The 15225-nt window shown below is 66.7% G+C and carries 15 protein-coding genes; 9 read left to right on the forward strand and 6 right to left on the reverse strand.

The window, feature by feature from the left end; genetic code table 11:
* Window positions 1-43: 43 nt before the first annotated feature.
* Window positions 44-982 carry a GTP pyrophosphokinase gene (locus ACWDUM_RS26205; RefSeq protein ID WP_450136256.1) on the reverse strand — a complete coding sequence of 313 codons (939 nt, stop codon included), beginning with the start codon at window positions 980-982 and terminating at the stop codon, window positions 44-46.
* Between the two features lie 34 nt (window positions 983-1016).
* Complete coding sequence (locus tag ACWDUM_RS26210) at window positions 1017-2087, reverse strand: TY-Chap domain-containing protein (protein WP_450136257.1); 1071 nt, start codon at window positions 2085-2087, stop codon at window positions 1017-1019.
* 166 nt (window positions 2088-2253) lie between these two features.
* Here ACWDUM_RS26210 and ACWDUM_RS26215 point away from each other — a divergent pair, with 166 nt between their 5' ends.
* The 5 genes from ACWDUM_RS26215 to ACWDUM_RS26235 all read left to right on the forward strand — a co-directional run bounded on the left by ACWDUM_RS26215 (window position 2254) and on the right by ACWDUM_RS26235 (window position 5794).
* Window positions 2254-2778: a DUF3558 domain-containing protein gene (locus ACWDUM_RS26215; RefSeq protein WP_450136258.1), complete on the forward strand. Its 525-nt coding sequence runs from the start codon at window positions 2254-2256 to the stop codon at window positions 2776-2778.
* Window positions 2779-2785: 7 nt separating this feature from the next.
* The gene (locus tag ACWDUM_RS26220; protein ID WP_450136259.1) at window positions 2786-3163 is read left to right on the forward strand and encodes a hypothetical protein; all 378 of its coding nucleotides are present in this window, start codon (window positions 2786-2788) and stop codon (window positions 3161-3163) included.
* Between the two features lie 14 nt (window positions 3164-3177).
* Window positions 3178-3705, forward strand: a complete 528-nt coding sequence (locus tag ACWDUM_RS26225; RefSeq protein WP_450136260.1) for a DUF3558 domain-containing protein — start codon at window positions 3178-3180, stop codon at window positions 3703-3705.
* An 11-nt stretch (window positions 3706-3716) separates the two neighbouring features.
* Complete coding sequence (locus tag ACWDUM_RS26230; protein WP_450136261.1) at window positions 3717-4103, forward strand: hypothetical protein; 387 nt, start codon at window positions 3717-3719, stop codon at window positions 4101-4103.
* Window positions 4104-4288: 185 nt separating this feature from the next.
* Window positions 4289-5794: a hypothetical protein gene (locus ACWDUM_RS26235; RefSeq protein ID WP_450136262.1), complete on the forward strand. Its 1506-nt coding sequence runs from the start codon at window positions 4289-4291 to the stop codon at window positions 5792-5794.
* Window positions 5795-5797: 3 nt separating this feature from the next.
* Here ACWDUM_RS26235 and ACWDUM_RS26240 read toward each other — a convergent pair whose 3' ends face one another.
* Window positions 5798-7192, reverse strand: a complete 1395-nt coding sequence (locus ACWDUM_RS26240) for an FAD-binding oxidoreductase (RefSeq protein ID WP_450136263.1) — start codon at window positions 7190-7192, stop codon at window positions 5798-5800.
* 61 nt (window positions 7193-7253) lie between these two features.
* Between ACWDUM_RS26240 and ACWDUM_RS26245 the strand changes: the two genes are divergently transcribed.
* Window positions 7254-8000, forward strand: coding sequence for a DUF429 domain-containing protein (locus ACWDUM_RS26245; protein WP_450136264.1), 747 nt, complete (start codon window positions 7254-7256; stop codon window positions 7998-8000).
* 386 nt (window positions 8001-8386) lie between these two features.
* Here ACWDUM_RS26245 and ACWDUM_RS26250 read toward each other — a convergent pair whose 3' ends face one another.
* Entirely contained in the window at window positions 8387-9238 is an 852-nt protein-coding gene (locus ACWDUM_RS26250; RefSeq protein WP_450136265.1) for a PHP domain-containing protein, read from the reverse strand.
* 226 nt (window positions 9239-9464) lie between these two features.
* Complete coding sequence (locus ACWDUM_RS26255; RefSeq protein WP_450136266.1) at window positions 9465-9779, reverse strand: hypothetical protein; 315 nt, start codon at window positions 9777-9779, stop codon at window positions 9465-9467.
* A 368-nt stretch (window positions 9780-10147) separates the two neighbouring features.
* Here ACWDUM_RS26255 and ACWDUM_RS26260 point away from each other — a divergent pair, with 368 nt between their 5' ends.
* The 3 genes from ACWDUM_RS26260 (at window position 10148) to pip (ending at window position 14631) form a co-directional block, all read left to right on the forward strand.
* Window positions 10148-11686, forward strand: coding sequence for a DUF222 domain-containing protein (locus ACWDUM_RS26260; RefSeq protein WP_450136324.1), 1539 nt, complete (start codon window positions 10148-10150; stop codon window positions 11684-11686).
* A gap of 320 nt (window positions 11687-12006) precedes the next feature.
* Entirely contained in the window at window positions 12007-13242 is a 1236-nt protein-coding gene (gene thrS, locus ACWDUM_RS26265) for a threonine--tRNA ligase (protein WP_450136267.1), read from the forward strand.
* A 378-nt stretch (window positions 13243-13620) separates the two neighbouring features.
* Window positions 13621-14631: a prolyl aminopeptidase gene (pip, locus tag ACWDUM_RS26270; protein ID WP_450136268.1), complete on the forward strand. Its 1011-nt coding sequence runs from the start codon at window positions 13621-13623 to the stop codon at window positions 14629-14631.
* Window positions 14632-14866: 235 nt separating this feature from the next.
* Here pip and ACWDUM_RS26275 read toward each other — a convergent pair whose 3' ends face one another.
* The gene (locus ACWDUM_RS26275; protein WP_450136269.1) at window positions 14867-15217 is read right to left on the reverse strand and encodes an iron chaperone; all 351 of its coding nucleotides are present in this window, start codon (window positions 15215-15217) and stop codon (window positions 14867-14869) included.
* Between the last annotated feature and the right edge of the window lie 8 nt (window positions 15218-15225).

Genomic DNA, 15225 nt, shown 5'->3' on the forward strand with positions numbered 1-15225 from the left:
CCGCCGCTGGTAGGGGCTCCGCTGCGCGGCCGGGCCGTTGCACTCACCCCAGCGCCGCCGGGTGGAAGTACAGCGCGGAGTCGGTCTCCTCGATCCGCACGTCCACTGTGTCCCCGACATGCAGATGATCGTCGACGTTGATCCGGGTGCTGGACCCGAGCGCCGCCCGCACCGAGCGCGCCGGAATCAGACCCTGCCGCCCGTCCGGCGCGATCGCGAGCGCGTACCGCCGGCCGGTCCGGGTGACCCGCGCGTACACCGTCGACGCGTCGGGCCCGGGACCGATGTCGTTCTCGGGCGCGGTCTGCCGGTCGAGTTCCGCCGCCAGCAGGTCCGCCATCGTGTCGACGTTGTCGAGCAGTTCGGCCATCCGCCGCGCCACGTCGCGGTGGAACTCGTTCGGCTTGAGGGCCTTGCCCGGCTTGTACATGTCCTCGTGGGTCAGCTCACCCCACGCGTCCTGCAATCGCGTCTTGACCTGCACCTCGACCTTGACGGGCAGATCGCCCTCATGCGTGGCGACGTTCACCAGCAGCACCGCGTGGAAGGCGCGATACCCGCTGTCCTTGGGGTCGGCCACGTAGTCGGTGGGCGGATGCGCGAACCGCACCGAACACGCCGGAGACACGCACGCCCGCTGCAGTTTCTCCGTGAACGCCGTCAGGTCCCGCGGGGTCTTGCACAGCACCTTGACGCCAAGCAGATCGTGGATCGCCTCGGCGACCCCCTCTGGCGTGGTGGGCCGGGTGATCTGCCCCGAGGCCACCTTGCGGAGAATCTTGTCGACCGTGCGCGCCCGGTCCTTGATGCGCGCCGACTCGGCATTCAACCGGTCCCGATCCTGACCCTCGAGAACCGAATCGGCCAGGGTGTCGAGGAATGTCTGCGTCGTCACCAGTGCCGCCGCCCACGCCCGTTCGCGCTGGTCGTACAGCCTGTCGACCAGCGTCTCGACGGCGTCCGCCCTCTTCGATCTCCGCATGACCACTCGAATACGACCCGATCGCGCCCGCGGCTCAGCTCGGGTCGTCGAACAGCGTCTGCTCGCCCGGATCGGTGAACAACTCCAGCTGTCGCCGCGGCGCCGACGACGGGGGAGGCAGCAACTCGCCGCGTTCCACCTCGACGACATCGGGATCGTCGTCGGCCAACCCGTCGAGATGCCCACCGAACCGGGACGCGAAACGCGGATCGATGGTCCGCACGAACGCGAACAACTGCTGCAGCGTGTCGACCAGGTGCTGCGGCACGTACGGGTTGGCGAGCACCGCCGCCCACACGTCCACCCGGTCCGCGACCAGGGTGAACTTCAGGTGCGGCCAGCGCCGGTTCAGGTCGCTGAGCAGTTCACTGGCCCGCGTCCGGTCGCTGATGTCGCGCAGCAGCGGCATCCGCACCTGCACCTCGCCGCCGTCGAGATGCGGACCGACGAACCCGACCAGCGGCCCGATCGCCAGCATGAAGTCGTCGTCCTCGTCGCCGGTGTCGTCCACGCCGCTCGGCTCGTCGAACAGCTCCGACAGGGTCGACGCCACCAGGTCGTGCAGGTGCGCGTCGTCGCGGGGCGTCACCGCCCGCTGCAGGTCCAGGGTGTACCCGTCGTCGCCCTCGTCTTCCGTCGGCGCCAGGGTGTCGTGCGTGCTCGCCTCCGACGCGTCGATCCGCAGGAACGTGGGGTGGGGCACCGACCACACCTCGCGGAACGCCGCGACCGCCATCGCCGCCAGCTGATCCGCCCAGTTCGAGGGCTTGTCGACAAAAAACGCGGGAGACCCGGCGTCGGGTTCGTCGTCCGGGGTTCGGGTGGGACGCTGCCAGCCGAGCCCGACCAGCCGGGCCTCATCCGACGCCGACAGCTGGTACCGCGGATCGAGGTAGTCGTTCGACGGCACCTCGCAGCGGATCTGCCCGTCACCCCAGGCCAGGAACTGCACACACGGCACGAACCCGTCGACGCTGGACTCCTCGCCCAACTCCAGCGCCAGCAGGTCGTCCTCCCGCATCGCCGCGATCACGTCCGCCAGCCGCTGCTGGTGCTCGGACCAGGCACGATCCACGCCGGCGTCGAAGTCCTCGAAGTCGGACATACTCCCCCCAATCCGTCGTGTCGCCTGTCGACTCCACGCTAGCGCGCAGAAGGCCCACAAGCTGGGAGCCGGACGGGGTGTTCGAGGGAAGATTCGCCGGAGGTGGAACCGACGGCGGAGCCGGTGCGTCCAAACCAGGGTGAGCCGGGCGACAGTAGGGGGTGGCATGCGCATCGGCGTAGCGGTGGGGATGGCATGCGCGGCGCTGGTCGCCGCAGGTTGTGGGTCCGGATCGGTGTCCGGGCAGGCCGGGGCCGAAGGGGCGGCGGCAGGGGAGCCGGCCTTCAGCCCGTGCGATGACATTCCGGACGAGGCGCTGCGCGGTGTCGGCGTTGACCCGTCCACCGAGTCGCCGGAGATTCTCGGGGTGAAGCAACCCGGCTTCCAGATCTGCAGCTGGGACGGGCCCGGCTATTTCGTAGGAGTCTTCGGTACCACGAAGACGATGGATGACATTCGAGCGAACACACGCAACGAAGAGTTCGTGCAGGTGACCGTCGGTGAGCGCTCTGCGCTGTCATACCGAGAGGTCACAGACAGGGACCGCAGGCAATGCGACGTCGCGGTCGACGCTAGCGGCGGGGTCACGTTGGTGACGATCATGTTCGCCGGCGTGGACCCGATTGTCGAGGACCCGTGTGCGATCGCAGTCCGAACCGCCAATCAACTCGATTCGTACATACCGGAGTAGGCAAAACATGATCGAGCTTGGTGAAGAGTCGTGGGGCGAGCTGGCGACTGCCGTCGAATCGGGAGTCCTCTACCTCGAGCCGGGTGCAGCGGCACGATGCGCGCAGCACTGCCGTGAGTTCGAGGCGGTTTTGAAAGACATACAGAAGTCGGTCCGGTACATGAGCAAGATCAACGGGATGGGGACATTCCCATCCGGCATCGCGCTGGCGGAGAAATTCGGGCTCAAGGCGTCAGGTGGGGCGTACTCGATGGATCAGGCGCTGGCCGATCACATTGCGGAGGTGCAGCGGATGCAGCAGGTGTTCGAGAAGATCGAAGCGATGTATGGCGCCGCGGAAGAGTCTGCGGTGCAGGGGATCGTGAGCGCGGGTGCCGGGTTCTGATGAGCAGGACTGGGGTGCGGTTCGCGGCGGCGCTGGCGGGCGTGGTTGCTGCGTTGTCCGTCGTGGGATGCGGTTCGGAGTCGGTATCGGGGCAGGCCGGGGCCGAGGGGGTGGCGGAAGAGCCGGCGTTCAGTCCGTGTGACGACATTCCTGACGAGGCGCTGCGGAAGATCGGGGTCGATCCGGCGACCGAGGATCGGGACATCCTCGGGGTAAAGCAGCCAGGGTGGAGTGTCTGTGGATGGCGGGGAGATCGATATACGGTCAGCGTCTTCGCCACGACTCATACCCTCGACGACATCCGTGCCAATGAGAAGTTCGAGGAGTTCTCCGACGTCGATGTGGACGGTCGCGCCGGAATTGAGTATCGCGAGGTGGCTGACCGCAAGAGGGAAAGCTGCGATGTTGCAGTCGCGTCCCGAGGTGGGGCCGTGATGCTCTCGATCAGTTTCCACACGTTGACGAGTCCGCGTGATGCCCAGGAGCCGTGCGAAATAGCGATGGGCACGGCCCGTGGGCTCAACGCGATGATTCCCGAGTAGGAGGGTCGACGGTGAACGAACACGCCATGCGCTGGGCGGAACTCGGCGCCCAGGTTGAATCGGGTGGCTTGTACCTAGAGCCCGGCGTCGCGTCGCGATGTGCGCAGCGCTGTGCGGAGTTCGTGGGACAGCTCGACGCTTTGCGGATAGTGGTCAGGAGGTTGTCGAGGATGGATGGGTTCGGGACCTTTCCATCCGGCATCGCGCTGGCGGAGAAGTTCGGTCAGAAGGCGTCGGGTGGGTCGTATTCGATGGATCAGGCGCTGGCCGATCACATTGTGGAAGTGCAGCGGATGCAGCAGTTGTTCGAGAAGATCGAGGCGATGTACGGCGCCGCGGAAGACTCTGCGGTGCAGGGGATCACGAGTGTGGGCTCCGGCTTGGACTGGCCGAGATGACTGAACTGCCGGGATGGTTGAACTGCCGGGATGGTTGAACTGCCGGGATGGTTGAACTGCCGGGATGGTTGAACTGCCGGGATGGTTGAACTGCCGGGATGGCTGAACTGCCGAGATGGCTGAACCGCCGGGATGGTTGAACTGCCGGGATGGCTGGACTTTCGAGATGACATGGGGGGATCGGGATGGGCATCAGCCTGGAGGAGGTCGCGGAGAAGTTGGGGAGCATCGCCGACGGGCTCGGGGACGCGGCACTGAATGTCGGCAACTCGGTGATCGAACTGTCCACCGGGTTCGACCTCGCCGAGCGCAGCCGGGTGGGTGATGCGCAGGCGTTCGGCAACGAGCAGCGTGAGGGCATCTACGGCGAGCAGGCCGATCTGCGGACCAGGTTCGCCGGCGGTTGGGACGCTCAGCAGTTCGTCGAGGAGAGTTTCGACTCGATGTCCCACGAGCAGATCATGGCGTCGGTGGACCGGATGGATCCCGCAGCCGTCAGCGCGAGCGCGCAGGGATGGACCGCGATCGGGTCCGCGCTCGCCGAAGGCCTCGCCGGATTCAAATCCGCGATCCTGGGTGAGATCGGGGCCGGCTGGGAAGGCGTCGCCGCGGCCAGCGCGGCCAAGGCGACCGATGCCTACGTGAAGGCGTCCGACCAGTTGGCGGCCGCGGGGAGCCTCGTCGGTTCCAAGGTCGCCGAGGCCGCGACGGGGATCACGCAGGTGAAGGCGACGGTGCCGCCACCCGAGCACACGTCGCTGGCGGAGAAGGTGTTCAACTTCGTCAGCCCCGAAGCCGCGATGATCAAGGGTCTCCTGCACGAGCGCAATGAGGCCCGCGAACAGGCCGTGCAGATCATGAAGACCGTCTACAGCCCCGTCATGCGGCAGGCGGACACCCAAGTGCCGACGCTGCCGTCACCGACGAGCGTCACCGACGGGGCTGCCACCGGCAACTCGGGCGGGGACGTCACCGACACGAAAGGTTCCGCCGGTTACGGCGATACCGGCTATGGCACTCCCGGTGCAGCCGACGCCGGGGAAACGTTCGCACCCGCCGGAGGTACGACGCCTGGCACTGGCACTGGCACTGGCACTGGCACTGGCGCTGGCACTGGCGCTGAGACCGCGGATGCCGCCGCATCCGATCCGTACGACGAATCCTCCTCGAATCCCGGCAACGCCGACTCCTTTGCTGCCGGGCAAGGCGCGGATTCTGCTTTCGCGCAAACGGATCCGTCGTCGGTGTGGACGCGCCCCGCCGGGGCCGGTGTGGACGGTGCGGTGCCCGGATCCGGTGGGTACGGCGCCGGAACGGGAACACCGGGGGCCGCTGGGGTGGGATCGGGCGGTGCTCACGGGGGTGTCGGGTCGGGTGGCGTCGGTGGGGGAGGCGTCGGCTCCGGTGGGGTCGGTTCGGGGACGGGTGGCGGATCGTTCGGTGGCGGCACCGGCACGGTCGGCGTCCCGGGCGGCCCAGCCGCGGCGGGTAGCGCCGCGGCCCCGGCCGCAGCCGCGGGCGCGGCGGGCCGGCCCGGAATGCCGGGCGCGGGCATGATGCCCGCCGGCGCGCGAGGTCGCGGTGACGACGACACCGAACACGCCACTCCCGGCTACCTGGTCAACGTCGACAACGGCAACGACCTGGTCGGAAATCTGCCGCTGGTCGCGCCGCCCGTCCTCGGGGCCTGACGGTCACTGCTTCACCGGGGGCGACGGCACGTCCGCGAGGATGGCGCCGGGGTTGAGGATCCCGTCCGGATCGAGCGCGGACTTGATCCGGCGGGTCAACTCCATCACGTCCGGGCCGAGCTGATTCGGCAGCCAGTCCCGCTTGAGCCGACCGACGCCGTGTTCGCCGGTGATGGTGCCGCCCAACCCGATCGCCAGGTCCATGACCGCACCGAACGCGCGGTGCGCCCGCTGCGTCTCGTCGGCGTCGCTCTGGTCGAAGACGATCAGCGGATGGGTGTTGCCGTCGCCGGCGTGCGCGACCACGCAGATGCGCACCCCGCAGTCGGCGGCGATCTTCTCGACCCCGGAGATCAGCGTCGGCAGCGCCTGCATCGGCACCCCGACGTCCTCGAGCAACAGCGTCCCCAATGCCTGCACCGCGGGGAACACCGCCCGCCGCGCCGCGGTGAACGCCTCGCCCTCGGCGGGGTCGTCGGTGGCGAACACCTCGGTGGCGCCGCAGGATTCGCACGCCGCGACCATCGCCGCGATCTCCTGCTCCGCCGCCGCGCCGGGTGCGTCGGATTGCGCCAGCAGCAGCGCGCGGGCGTCCCGGTCCAAACCCATGCGCAGCGAGTCCTCGACCGCGTTGATCGACGCCTGGTCCATGAACTCCAGCATCGCCGGCCGCATCGTCCGGGTGATCGCCAGCACCGCCTCCGCGGCCGCGTCGACCGTGGTGAACGACGCGACCATCGTCGAGGCGGGCGGCTGCGCGGGAATCAGTTTCAGGGTGATCTCCGTGATCACGCCGAGCGTGCCCTCGCTACCCACGAACAGCTTCGTCAGCGACAGACCCGCGACATCCTTCAGGCGCGGACCGCCGAGCCGGACCGCGGTGCCGTCCGCCAGCACCACCTGCAGCCCGAGGACGTAGTCGGTGGTGACGCCGTACTTGACGCAGCACAGGCCGCCCGCGTTGGTGGCGGCATTGCCGCCGATCGAACAGATCTCGAACGACGACGGATCCGGCGGATACCAGAGCCCGTGCTCGGCGACGGCCATCTTCACCTCAGCGTTCAACAGTCCTGGCTGCACGACCGCGGTCCGCGTCACCGGATCGACGTCGATCGCGCGCATCTTCTCGGTGGACAGCACGATCCCGCCGTCCACCGCCGACGAGCCGCCCGACAGCCCGGACCCCGCGCCGCGCGGCACCACCGGAACCCGGTGTGCGCTCGCCCAGCGCAACACCGCCTGCACGTCTTCGGTGCGGGTCGCGCGGACCACGGCGAGCGGGGTGCCCGCGTTGGGGTCGGCGGCCCAGTCGTGGCGGTACCCGGCGACGATGTCGGGGTCGGTGAGCAGGGCGCCGTCGGGCAGTTCGGCGGCGAGCGCAGTGAGATCGGCGGTCATGCCCCCATCATTCGCCCGTCGGCGCCACGCGACCACGAGGCGCGCGACGTACGGTGCACCAATGCGAACAGTGGGGGTCGATCTCGCGGCCGAGCCGGGCAAGACGGCGGTCGCGACGGTGGACTGGCGCGCTGGCTCGGCCCGTCTGGTCGACCTGCGGCTCGGCGCCGCCGACGCCGACATCGTCGCGGCCGCGGCGGGCGCGGACCGCGTCGGCATCGACGCCCCGTTCGGATGGCCGGACGCCTTCGTCGACTTCATCGCCGCACACCATCGGCGCGATCACGTCCGAAACCTGGGCCTCGACACCAGGGCGGGGCGGCTGCCGCTGGTGCGCCGCCACACGGATCGGGTGGTGCACGCCGCGACGGGTCTGGTCCCGCTGAGCGTCTCGGCGGATCTGATCGCGCACGTGGCGATGCGCTGCGCCGGACTGCTCGCCGACCTCGGCGACGCGGGTCACGACGTCGGTCGCGTCGACGGAACGGTGGTCGAGGTGTACCCCGCGGCGGCCTTGAAGTGCTGGGGCCTGCCGTTCCGCGGATACAAGGGAATGGTGAATGCGCCAGGTCTGGCCACGCTGGTGCGGAGATTCGAGGAGGATGCGCCGGGAGTGGACCTCGGCGTGCACCGCGGGCTTTGCGTCGTGTCGGACGACGCGTTCGATGCCGTCATCGCAGCCGTGATCGCGCGGGCCGCGGCACTCGATCTGACCGCACCCCCAGACCCGGCGGAGCGGGACCTCGCCGAGCGTGAGGGGTGGATCCACTTCCCGACAGGGGATCTCGGCGACCTCGTGTCGGGCTGATGCGATTCGAACCGCGCGCTGCCTCTGGCGTGGACATCTGAGACGAGTGCCTGGACTGACAACCTACCGACTGCGTTCACCGTGATCGGGGTGATGGTCGCGCTGATGCTCGGCCTCGGGGCGTACGGCCGGGGCGTGGACAAGCACGTCAGTCAGAGTGGCCTCTTCGACCCCGGCTCGAACTCGGTGCGGCCGCCGAACTTTCTGACGGCGCCTTCGGCCCCGACACCACCACCGACGTGGTGCTCCCTCTGACGGGCGGAGACGGTGCGGATCGCCCGAGAGGCTGGATTCATCCGGGGATCTCCTCGAGTCGTGCCGTCGAGTATCGAGCCGAGTGCCGGAAATCCTTCCTGCAGGAGGATGGTTGAGACGGACGGATCTCGCTATAGGGTCCAGATGTCTTCTGGGCGCCCTCCGGGCCGGAACCCGAAGTGCTCCACCATCGTTGCAGCTTCGGGGAAGTTCTCGGCAAGAGCCTCCGGCACGTGCGCATCGCTACCGAAAGTGACCGCACGTCCGCCTTCCTCGGTCCACCACTGAGGTATCCACGGCCACAACCTGCGAGTATTCATTTCCAGAGCGCGCCCACTGTTGGCGAGTGATCGCATCGCCGCTCGAAATCCCTCCTCGAAGCGTCGGGGATCGAACGGGCCTTCCGTGACACTCGGCCACGCACGGACCGCGTAGTCGATGTGACAGAACACCTCGAACTGATCGGATCCAGCGACCATCCGGGGGATCTCCTCGAGGTACGCCCACATCACCTCGTCGGCAGGCCACATGCGGAAGAGGGTGTTGGGCTCGTAGCGGTCGTCACCGACCTTCAGGGTGTGAAGGGACCCGTTGATCCGATCGAGGGTTGACAGGTCGACCAGCATCGATGCCTGATGCCCGAACAGGTGGGGTTGGCCGAACTCGGCTCCGGCGAGGATTGTCAGGTCAGGGAACCGATGACGGCATCGATCGATGCTCGCGAGGTAGCCGGCCACTTCCAGCGGTGGTGGCCGCAGGTACCCGTCGGGATCGAGCATCGCTTGTTGGTGGGACATGAGGTCGTCGGGTGTGGTGCGCCACGCATCGTCGAAGTCGAGGTGTTCGGTGAAGGCCACTGCTGGGAGGCCGATCGCGACGGCACGTTCACACATCAGCTCCATCCGGCCGGCGGCGAACGAAGTCGGGCCGCCGGTGTCCCAGGACCATTCGCTGTGGACGTGGCTGTCTGCAGGCAGGGGCATGGCTCGATGCTTGCATGTGTGAACTCGTTCGCGGATCTCCCGGAGTCCTTGGCCGGTTCATCTTCATGGATAGACGCTTGCCGCGACATACAGGGCGTGTCCTGTTTGAGGGATCATTGAGTTGGACGGTTCGCGGTCGAGGACAGAGGTTCAGGCTGGCAGGGGTCTTCAAGAACTGTGAGAGCGTCAGGGTCGGTATTGCCGGGGCTTCCAGGTGGGCGCTCACTCAGGCACGGCCGATGGTCCCGCCACCTTCGCGCCGTCGATTCTTGCCAGGGCCGATGTACAGCCGAACGGTGTCATACACCACGACATAGGGCACATTGTCGTCGTTATCCGGATCGCCGGAATCCGAAGGATCCGGCAGTTCCGCCATCTCCTCGATGACGATCTGTGCGCGCGCCCCACCGGGATCAAACATTTCCTGGAACGGCCCGACGAACGACCCCCCGAGCCCACGGTGCTTCGCCCGGAGAGCCGCCCACCCGAACACCATCAGCGGTCCGACCGTAACGAGCAGAAGTACCAGGTCCCCACCCATGTCCGCGAGCATACCGATGAGTTTGTCCACTCCGACTGAAGGAGAAGGTCGACGTTCGGCTACCAGCGAGACCGGATGTTCACTCGGGCTTGTCCTGTTTGACGATCTCAAGATCTCACGACGTCCGATTTCTGTCCCACCTTCAGGCGCTGGCGGCGCGCGCCGCTGACGGATCGGCGACTGCGGTGAGGGTGGGTGGCCACCCGGTGTAGATGGTGCGAGCGGTGGGTGGACCGCAACTCGTTGCCTGATCCCAATTCTCCGAAACTTGTCGGCGGCCGGTAGTAGAATTCGAACAACCATTCGAAGTTGGGGTGACTGAGGATGCGACGGGGGTGACGGGGATGGGTCATGCGGCAGCGGCGGGAATGACGCTGGTGGACGAGCACCTGACCGCCCTGGATGCTGCCGTCGATGCCCTGCTTTCGGATCGGCTCGGCGGGCTGTCGAACGATGACGTGGTGGAGGTGTTGCAGCGCCTCGAGTGCTCGATGCGGAAGCTGGTGGCGGTCGACCAGCAAGTGGTCGTCGAATCCGTGGAGCGGTCGTTGCACGGGGTGTTCGATCTGAAGTCGCCAGTCGAGTTCCTGGTGAAGACGGTGCGGATCTCGGAGGCGCAGGCACAGTCACGGTTGCGGTCGGCGAAGCGGACCGGCACGTGGCACGACTTTCGTGGTGAGGATCTGCCCGCGGACCATCCCCACACCGCGAAAGCCTTGCGGGAGGGCGCGATCGGGCTCAAGCATGTGGAGGCGGTGCGAGAGATCATGCGGCAGATTCCCGCCCACGTCGACAACGCTCAGCGGGAGACGGCGGAGTCGATCCTGGCGTTGTTGGCTCGGCACGCGGATCCGAAGTGCGTGATCAACGCCGGCCTCGACCTGTTGGCGTACCTGAATCCGGACGGCGATTTCTCGGAGTCGGATCGGCGGAGGCAGCGGGGTTTACGGATCGGCCGCCAGCGGGCGGATCTCATGTCGCCGGTGTCGGGGTTGCTGGATCCGGAGACGCGGGCGTTGTTGGAGCCGTTGTTGGCGAAGATGGCGCGGCCGGGGATGAACAATCCGGATGATCCGGAATCGCCGTCGGGGGACTGCGAATCCGCGGCCGTCGATCGAGACGCGTTGGCGAAGGCCGCGGCCCGGGACACTCGCACGACGGCGCAGCGTAACCATGATGCGCTCAAGGTCGGGCTGCGGCACCTGCTGGGCTCCGGGGTCCTCGGTTCGCATCGGGGTTTGCCGGTGACTGCCATCATCACCATGACTTTGTCCCAGCTCGAAGAGGCTTCCGGTGTAGTGACGACGGCGTCCGGTGGGATCGTTCCGATCGGCGACGCGCTTCGCCTGGCGCAGCGGGCGCATCCGGTGCTCGTCGTATTCGATCACCGTGGCAGACCGCTGCATCTCGGCAGAACCAAGCGCCTCGCGTCGGCGGATCAACGCCTCGCGTTGATCGCGGCATCGAAGGGTTGCACCAGACCCGGGTGTGAAGCGCCGGCGTCGATGACCGCGGTCCATCACATTCGTGAGTGGGACAAGGGTGGCCGCACCGACATCGCCGGCCTGGATCTGGCGTGCGACAGTTGTCACGCCCTGATCCACGACGGGCCTGGCGGCTGGAAAACCACGGTCGTCCCTGATGGTTCGGCGCATGCCGGTCGAACGGAGTGGATGCCACCCGCGCACATCGACCCCACCCGCACGCCGCGGATCAATCACCGCCATCACCTGGACGAGTTGTTCGGGATCCTGCACGGCATGATCCGCGCCCGCGACGAACGAGAACTGCATGAGTGGCGGACGAAGTGGGATCCCACCTTCGACGGCAGCCGTAACCGCAAGGGAGCGAAAGCGAACCACGGCAAAGTGCGCGGAAAGCGAGAGCCGGGCGACGACGTCCCGTGACGCCGCAGTGTGTCATTCACAGCAAATGCTGGTCACCACCCTGCCGGGTCCCTGCGTGCCCGCTCGCTGAAACGTGCACATATCAATAACCGTGCCTGGCTGTTGCGGGTCATGACGTTGTAACTGAACGCGCAACCGTGCGCCCATCAGGTAGACTCCTGCCCCATGCAGGGCCGCCGCATCTCCACGACGACGCCGGACACTTCCGGCGCCTTCGCGATGGACTGACCTCCCTCAGACATCTCAAGCCCCGGAACAGTTTCCGGGGCTTCGTTCTTTCCCCCATCTGTTCCGGTACAAACCAACAGGAGCAGACACCTATGGTCGCCGACCACCGAGATCTAAATCTCGACATGGACATATTCGCCACCGATCCGCTTGCCGGTTCCGGTCTTCCGATGTGGCTCCCCGCCGGGGCCGTAATTCGGGAGGAGTTGCAGAAGCTGGCCAAGGAACTCGCATCAGCCGATGGCTGCCTCGGTGTGTTCTCGCCGGTGCTCGGGAAGCGGGCACTGTACGAGCGTTCCGGTCATCTGAGCAAGTTCAGCCAGGACATGTTCCCCGCCATGCGTATGGGCGACGACGAGCTGATGCTGCGGCCAGCGAACTGTCCTCATCACGCATTGATCTACGCATCGACTCAACGCTCATATCGTGAACTGCCTCTCAGATTCAACGAACTCGCCTCCATGTTCCGGGCCGAACGTTCCGGTGTTGTCTCTGGTTTGAGTCGCGTCCGGCAGATCAACCTCGACGACACTCACGTCTTCTGCAGACCGGACCAGGTCCTCCACGAAGCTGAACTTGGGTTGCGTGCAGCACTGCGTGCTCAGGAAATCTTGGGGCTTCCCGTCGATTACGTCCGACTGTCGACGAGAGACAACTCCTCGACATGGCTCGGCACCGTCGCACAGTGGGAGCACGCCCAGGAGAACCTTCGCACCGCCGGGCAGTCCGTCCTCGCCGAGCGCGGACTGAAATTGGTCGAAGCCCCGGGTGAAGCCGCGTTCTACGGCCCCAAGTTCGATCTGCAAGTTCAGGACGGACGCGGCCGCGAGGAAACCATTGCCACCGTGCAACTCGACTTCAATCAGCCCCAACGATTCGGGCTCACCTATGTCGGCGCAGATGGCGGCGAACACCGCCCCGTCATGATCCATCGAGGGACAGTGGGGTCGATGGAGCGCGTCACTGCAGCACTACTCGAACGCTACGCAGGTCGCCTCCCGTTCTGGCTCTCTCCGATCCACATCACAGTCCTGCCCGTAAGTCCCGACCAGGACGGAGCAGCGCGCACACTCGCCGAAAGGGCTCGCCACCTAGGACTTCGCAGCCGAGTCGACCACGACGGGTCATTGGGAGCGCGCGTTCGAAACGCTCGCAAGACGCGAGACCACCTCATCGCGGCCATCGGTCCGACCGAAATCGCACGGAACAGTGTTCAGATCACCGACATCGCCAGCGGCATCCGCACCGAGGTCACGCCGGAACGTCTTCTCGAGCTGATGGATGACGCCCACCGCAACCGCCGAACAGCCCTCGACTGGTCGCTTTGAAATGTCGCGTACTCGCTCGGCGGTGTGCCGAGCGAGTACGCCGAGAAGAACCCCACACGCTCGCGTGCATCCACCGACATCATCGAAGACGCCCGGAACCCTCGAATCCAGCACCTCCGGCCAGGGTCGCATGGCGTTCGATCGCGAGACGGCAGCCCACTGCCGCCGGGAACCGGCCGTCAACGACCCGACCGGTGTCACCAGCGTCATGGCCGCATGCACCTGGCTGAACATTGCTGTCGTCGGACACGGGGTCGTCGCGACAGCTACCCGAGCCGCACTCGCCCGATTCATCCGAGACCGCCGGATCTCTCGCATATGAGGACCGTTGCTTGCCGGTCTCTCGATGGGGTGTGTGGCCGTGACAAACTCACCCGAATGGATCTGTTTCCAGTGATCGAACCGTACGAGTCGGGCCATCTCGCGGTATCCGACGGAAACACTGTGTACTGGGAGACCATCGGTACCCCGACGGGCCTTCCAGTCGTGTATCTCCACGGCGGTCCGGGGTCGGGTTGCACCTTGGGCATGCGCCGGTTCTTCGACCCGCGCGTGTTTCGCGCTGTGTTGTTCGATCAGCGTGGTTGCGGGCGCAGCACGCCCCGCGCTGATGATCCGGCCACCGACCTTTCCACGAACACGACCGACCACCTCATCGCCGACATCGAGCGCCTTCGCGAACACCTCGGAATCGAAAGATGGGTCGTGGCTGGTGTGTCCTGGGGCGTGTGTCTCGGCTTGGCCTACGCGCAAGCACACCCCGACCGGGTTGTCGGAATGGCGTTGGGTGCAATCACATCCGGTCGCCGCATGGAAGTCGAGTGGATCACCCGCGACATGCGGCGCATATTTCCACGCGAGTGGGAGCGGTTCGTCGAACCGGTGCCGGAAGCGGAGCGCGACGGAAACCTGGCGTCGGCGTACGCACGCCTACTCGCACACCCCGATACCGCTGTCCGTGAGAACGCGGCACTACGTTGGTGCGAGTGGGAAGACACCCACGTCTCGCTCGTTCCCGGATGGGCGCCCTCCCGCAGATACCAGGACCCCACGTTCCGGATGGTGTTCGCGCGCCTGGTCACCCACTACTGGGGCAACGACCACTTCCTTGCCGAAAACCAACTGCTCGACGGCATGAATAGCCTCGCGGGAATCCCTGCGATTCTCGTTCACGGTCGATACGACGTCTCCGGTCCGCTCGACACCGCGTGGGAACTCTCACGCCGGTGGGAAGGCAGCCGCCTCGTTGTCATCGACGACGCCGGCCACGGCGGCGGCAGCTTCACCGGCCGGCTCGTCGAAGCGATCAACTCATTCGCTGAGACGGCCACGACACACCAAGCCGTTCCAGATCGAGCCGAATGCGTGAGGGCGGACCCTCTGGGCTGACCGCGCACAACAGCCGTCAACCTGCTGGAGAATTCAGCCCATCGACGCAGCGGAACCCGAGGTCCGCAGCGTTGACCGGGCACGCACTATCGGGAGCGCTGTCCCACATGCGCGGAGGAGATGGGGAGAGGCGGGGAAGCCCTCCGACCGGGAGTTGTCGTCGACTGGACGGCGCACGGATCGAGCGTGCCCGGCCGATGGATCCGTCGTGCGGGCCAGGGCCCACGTGCCACCGTCACGCCCGCTCGGCGACGAGGAAGGACGCGATGCGTCCGATCAGCTCGTACGGGATCGGCTTGCTCAGCGGGAACTTCGCGGTGCCCGGCCCGGACCGGTAGGGCGCAAGGTCCGCGGCGAACTGCTCGTCGCCCGCGGGCAGGGGATACACGCTGACGTGCTTCGCCCACCCGGCGAAATGCACGACATTCTTACCGTCGAGCGTGAGGGTGGGAATCTGGTAGCTGATCTTCTCGCCTGCGCCGGGAATCGCGTCGTGAAGGGTGGTTCGGACCTTGTCCAGGACGGCGCGCGTCTCCCCGGAGAACGTTTCCAGATAGGCGTCCACGGACTCGAAATCGGCTGCCATGATGATCC

It is taken from the genome of Rhodococcus sp. NPDC003322 (genome assembly GCF_053589555.1).

What these genes read in the sequence shown, in the direction of transcription:
- ACWDUM_RS26240 (WP_450136263.1), bottom strand. Translation starts at nt 7,192, where the DNA reads ATGACCGCCGATCTCACTGCGCTCGCCGCCGAACTGCCCGACGGCGCC.
- ACWDUM_RS26210 (WP_450136257.1), bottom strand. Translation starts at nt 2,087, where the DNA reads ATGTCCGACTTCGAGGACTTCGACGCCGGCGTGGATCGTGCCTGGTCC.
- ACWDUM_RS26220 (WP_450136259.1), top strand. Translation starts at nt 2,786, where the DNA reads ATGATCGAGCTTGGTGAAGAGTCGTGGGGCGAGCTGGCGACTGCCGTC.
- ACWDUM_RS26245 (WP_450136264.1), top strand. Translation starts at nt 7,254, where the DNA reads ATGCGAACAGTGGGGGTCGATCTCGCGGCCGAGCCGGGCAAGACGGCG.
- thrS (WP_450136267.1), top strand. Translation starts at nt 12,007, where the DNA reads ATGGTCGCCGACCACCGAGATCTAAATCTCGACATGGACATATTCGCC.
- ACWDUM_RS26250 (WP_450136265.1), bottom strand. Translation starts at nt 9,238, where the DNA reads ATGCCCCTGCCTGCAGACAGCCACGTCCACAGCGAATGGTCCTGGGAC.
- ACWDUM_RS26260 (WP_450136324.1), top strand. Translation starts at nt 10,148, where the DNA reads ATGACGCTGGTGGACGAGCACCTGACCGCCCTGGATGCTGCCGTCGAT.
- pip (WP_450136268.1), top strand. Translation starts at nt 13,621, where the DNA reads ATGGATCTGTTTCCAGTGATCGAACCGTACGAGTCGGGCCATCTCGCG.
- ACWDUM_RS26255 (WP_450136266.1), bottom strand. Translation starts at nt 9,779, where the DNA reads ATGGGTGGGGACCTGGTACTTCTGCTCGTTACGGTCGGACCGCTGATG.
- ACWDUM_RS26235 (WP_450136262.1), top strand. Translation starts at nt 4,289, where the DNA reads ATGGGCATCAGCCTGGAGGAGGTCGCGGAGAAGTTGGGGAGCATCGCC.
- ACWDUM_RS26275 (WP_450136269.1), bottom strand. Translation starts at nt 15,217, where the DNA reads ATGGCAGCCGATTTCGAGTCCGTGGACGCCTATCTGGAAACGTTCTCC.
- ACWDUM_RS26205 (WP_450136256.1), bottom strand. Translation starts at nt 982, where the DNA reads ATGCGGAGATCGAAGAGGGCGGACGCCGTCGAGACGCTGGTCGACAGG.
- ACWDUM_RS26215 (WP_450136258.1), top strand. Translation starts at nt 2,254, where the DNA reads ATGCGCATCGGCGTAGCGGTGGGGATGGCATGCGCGGCGCTGGTCGCC.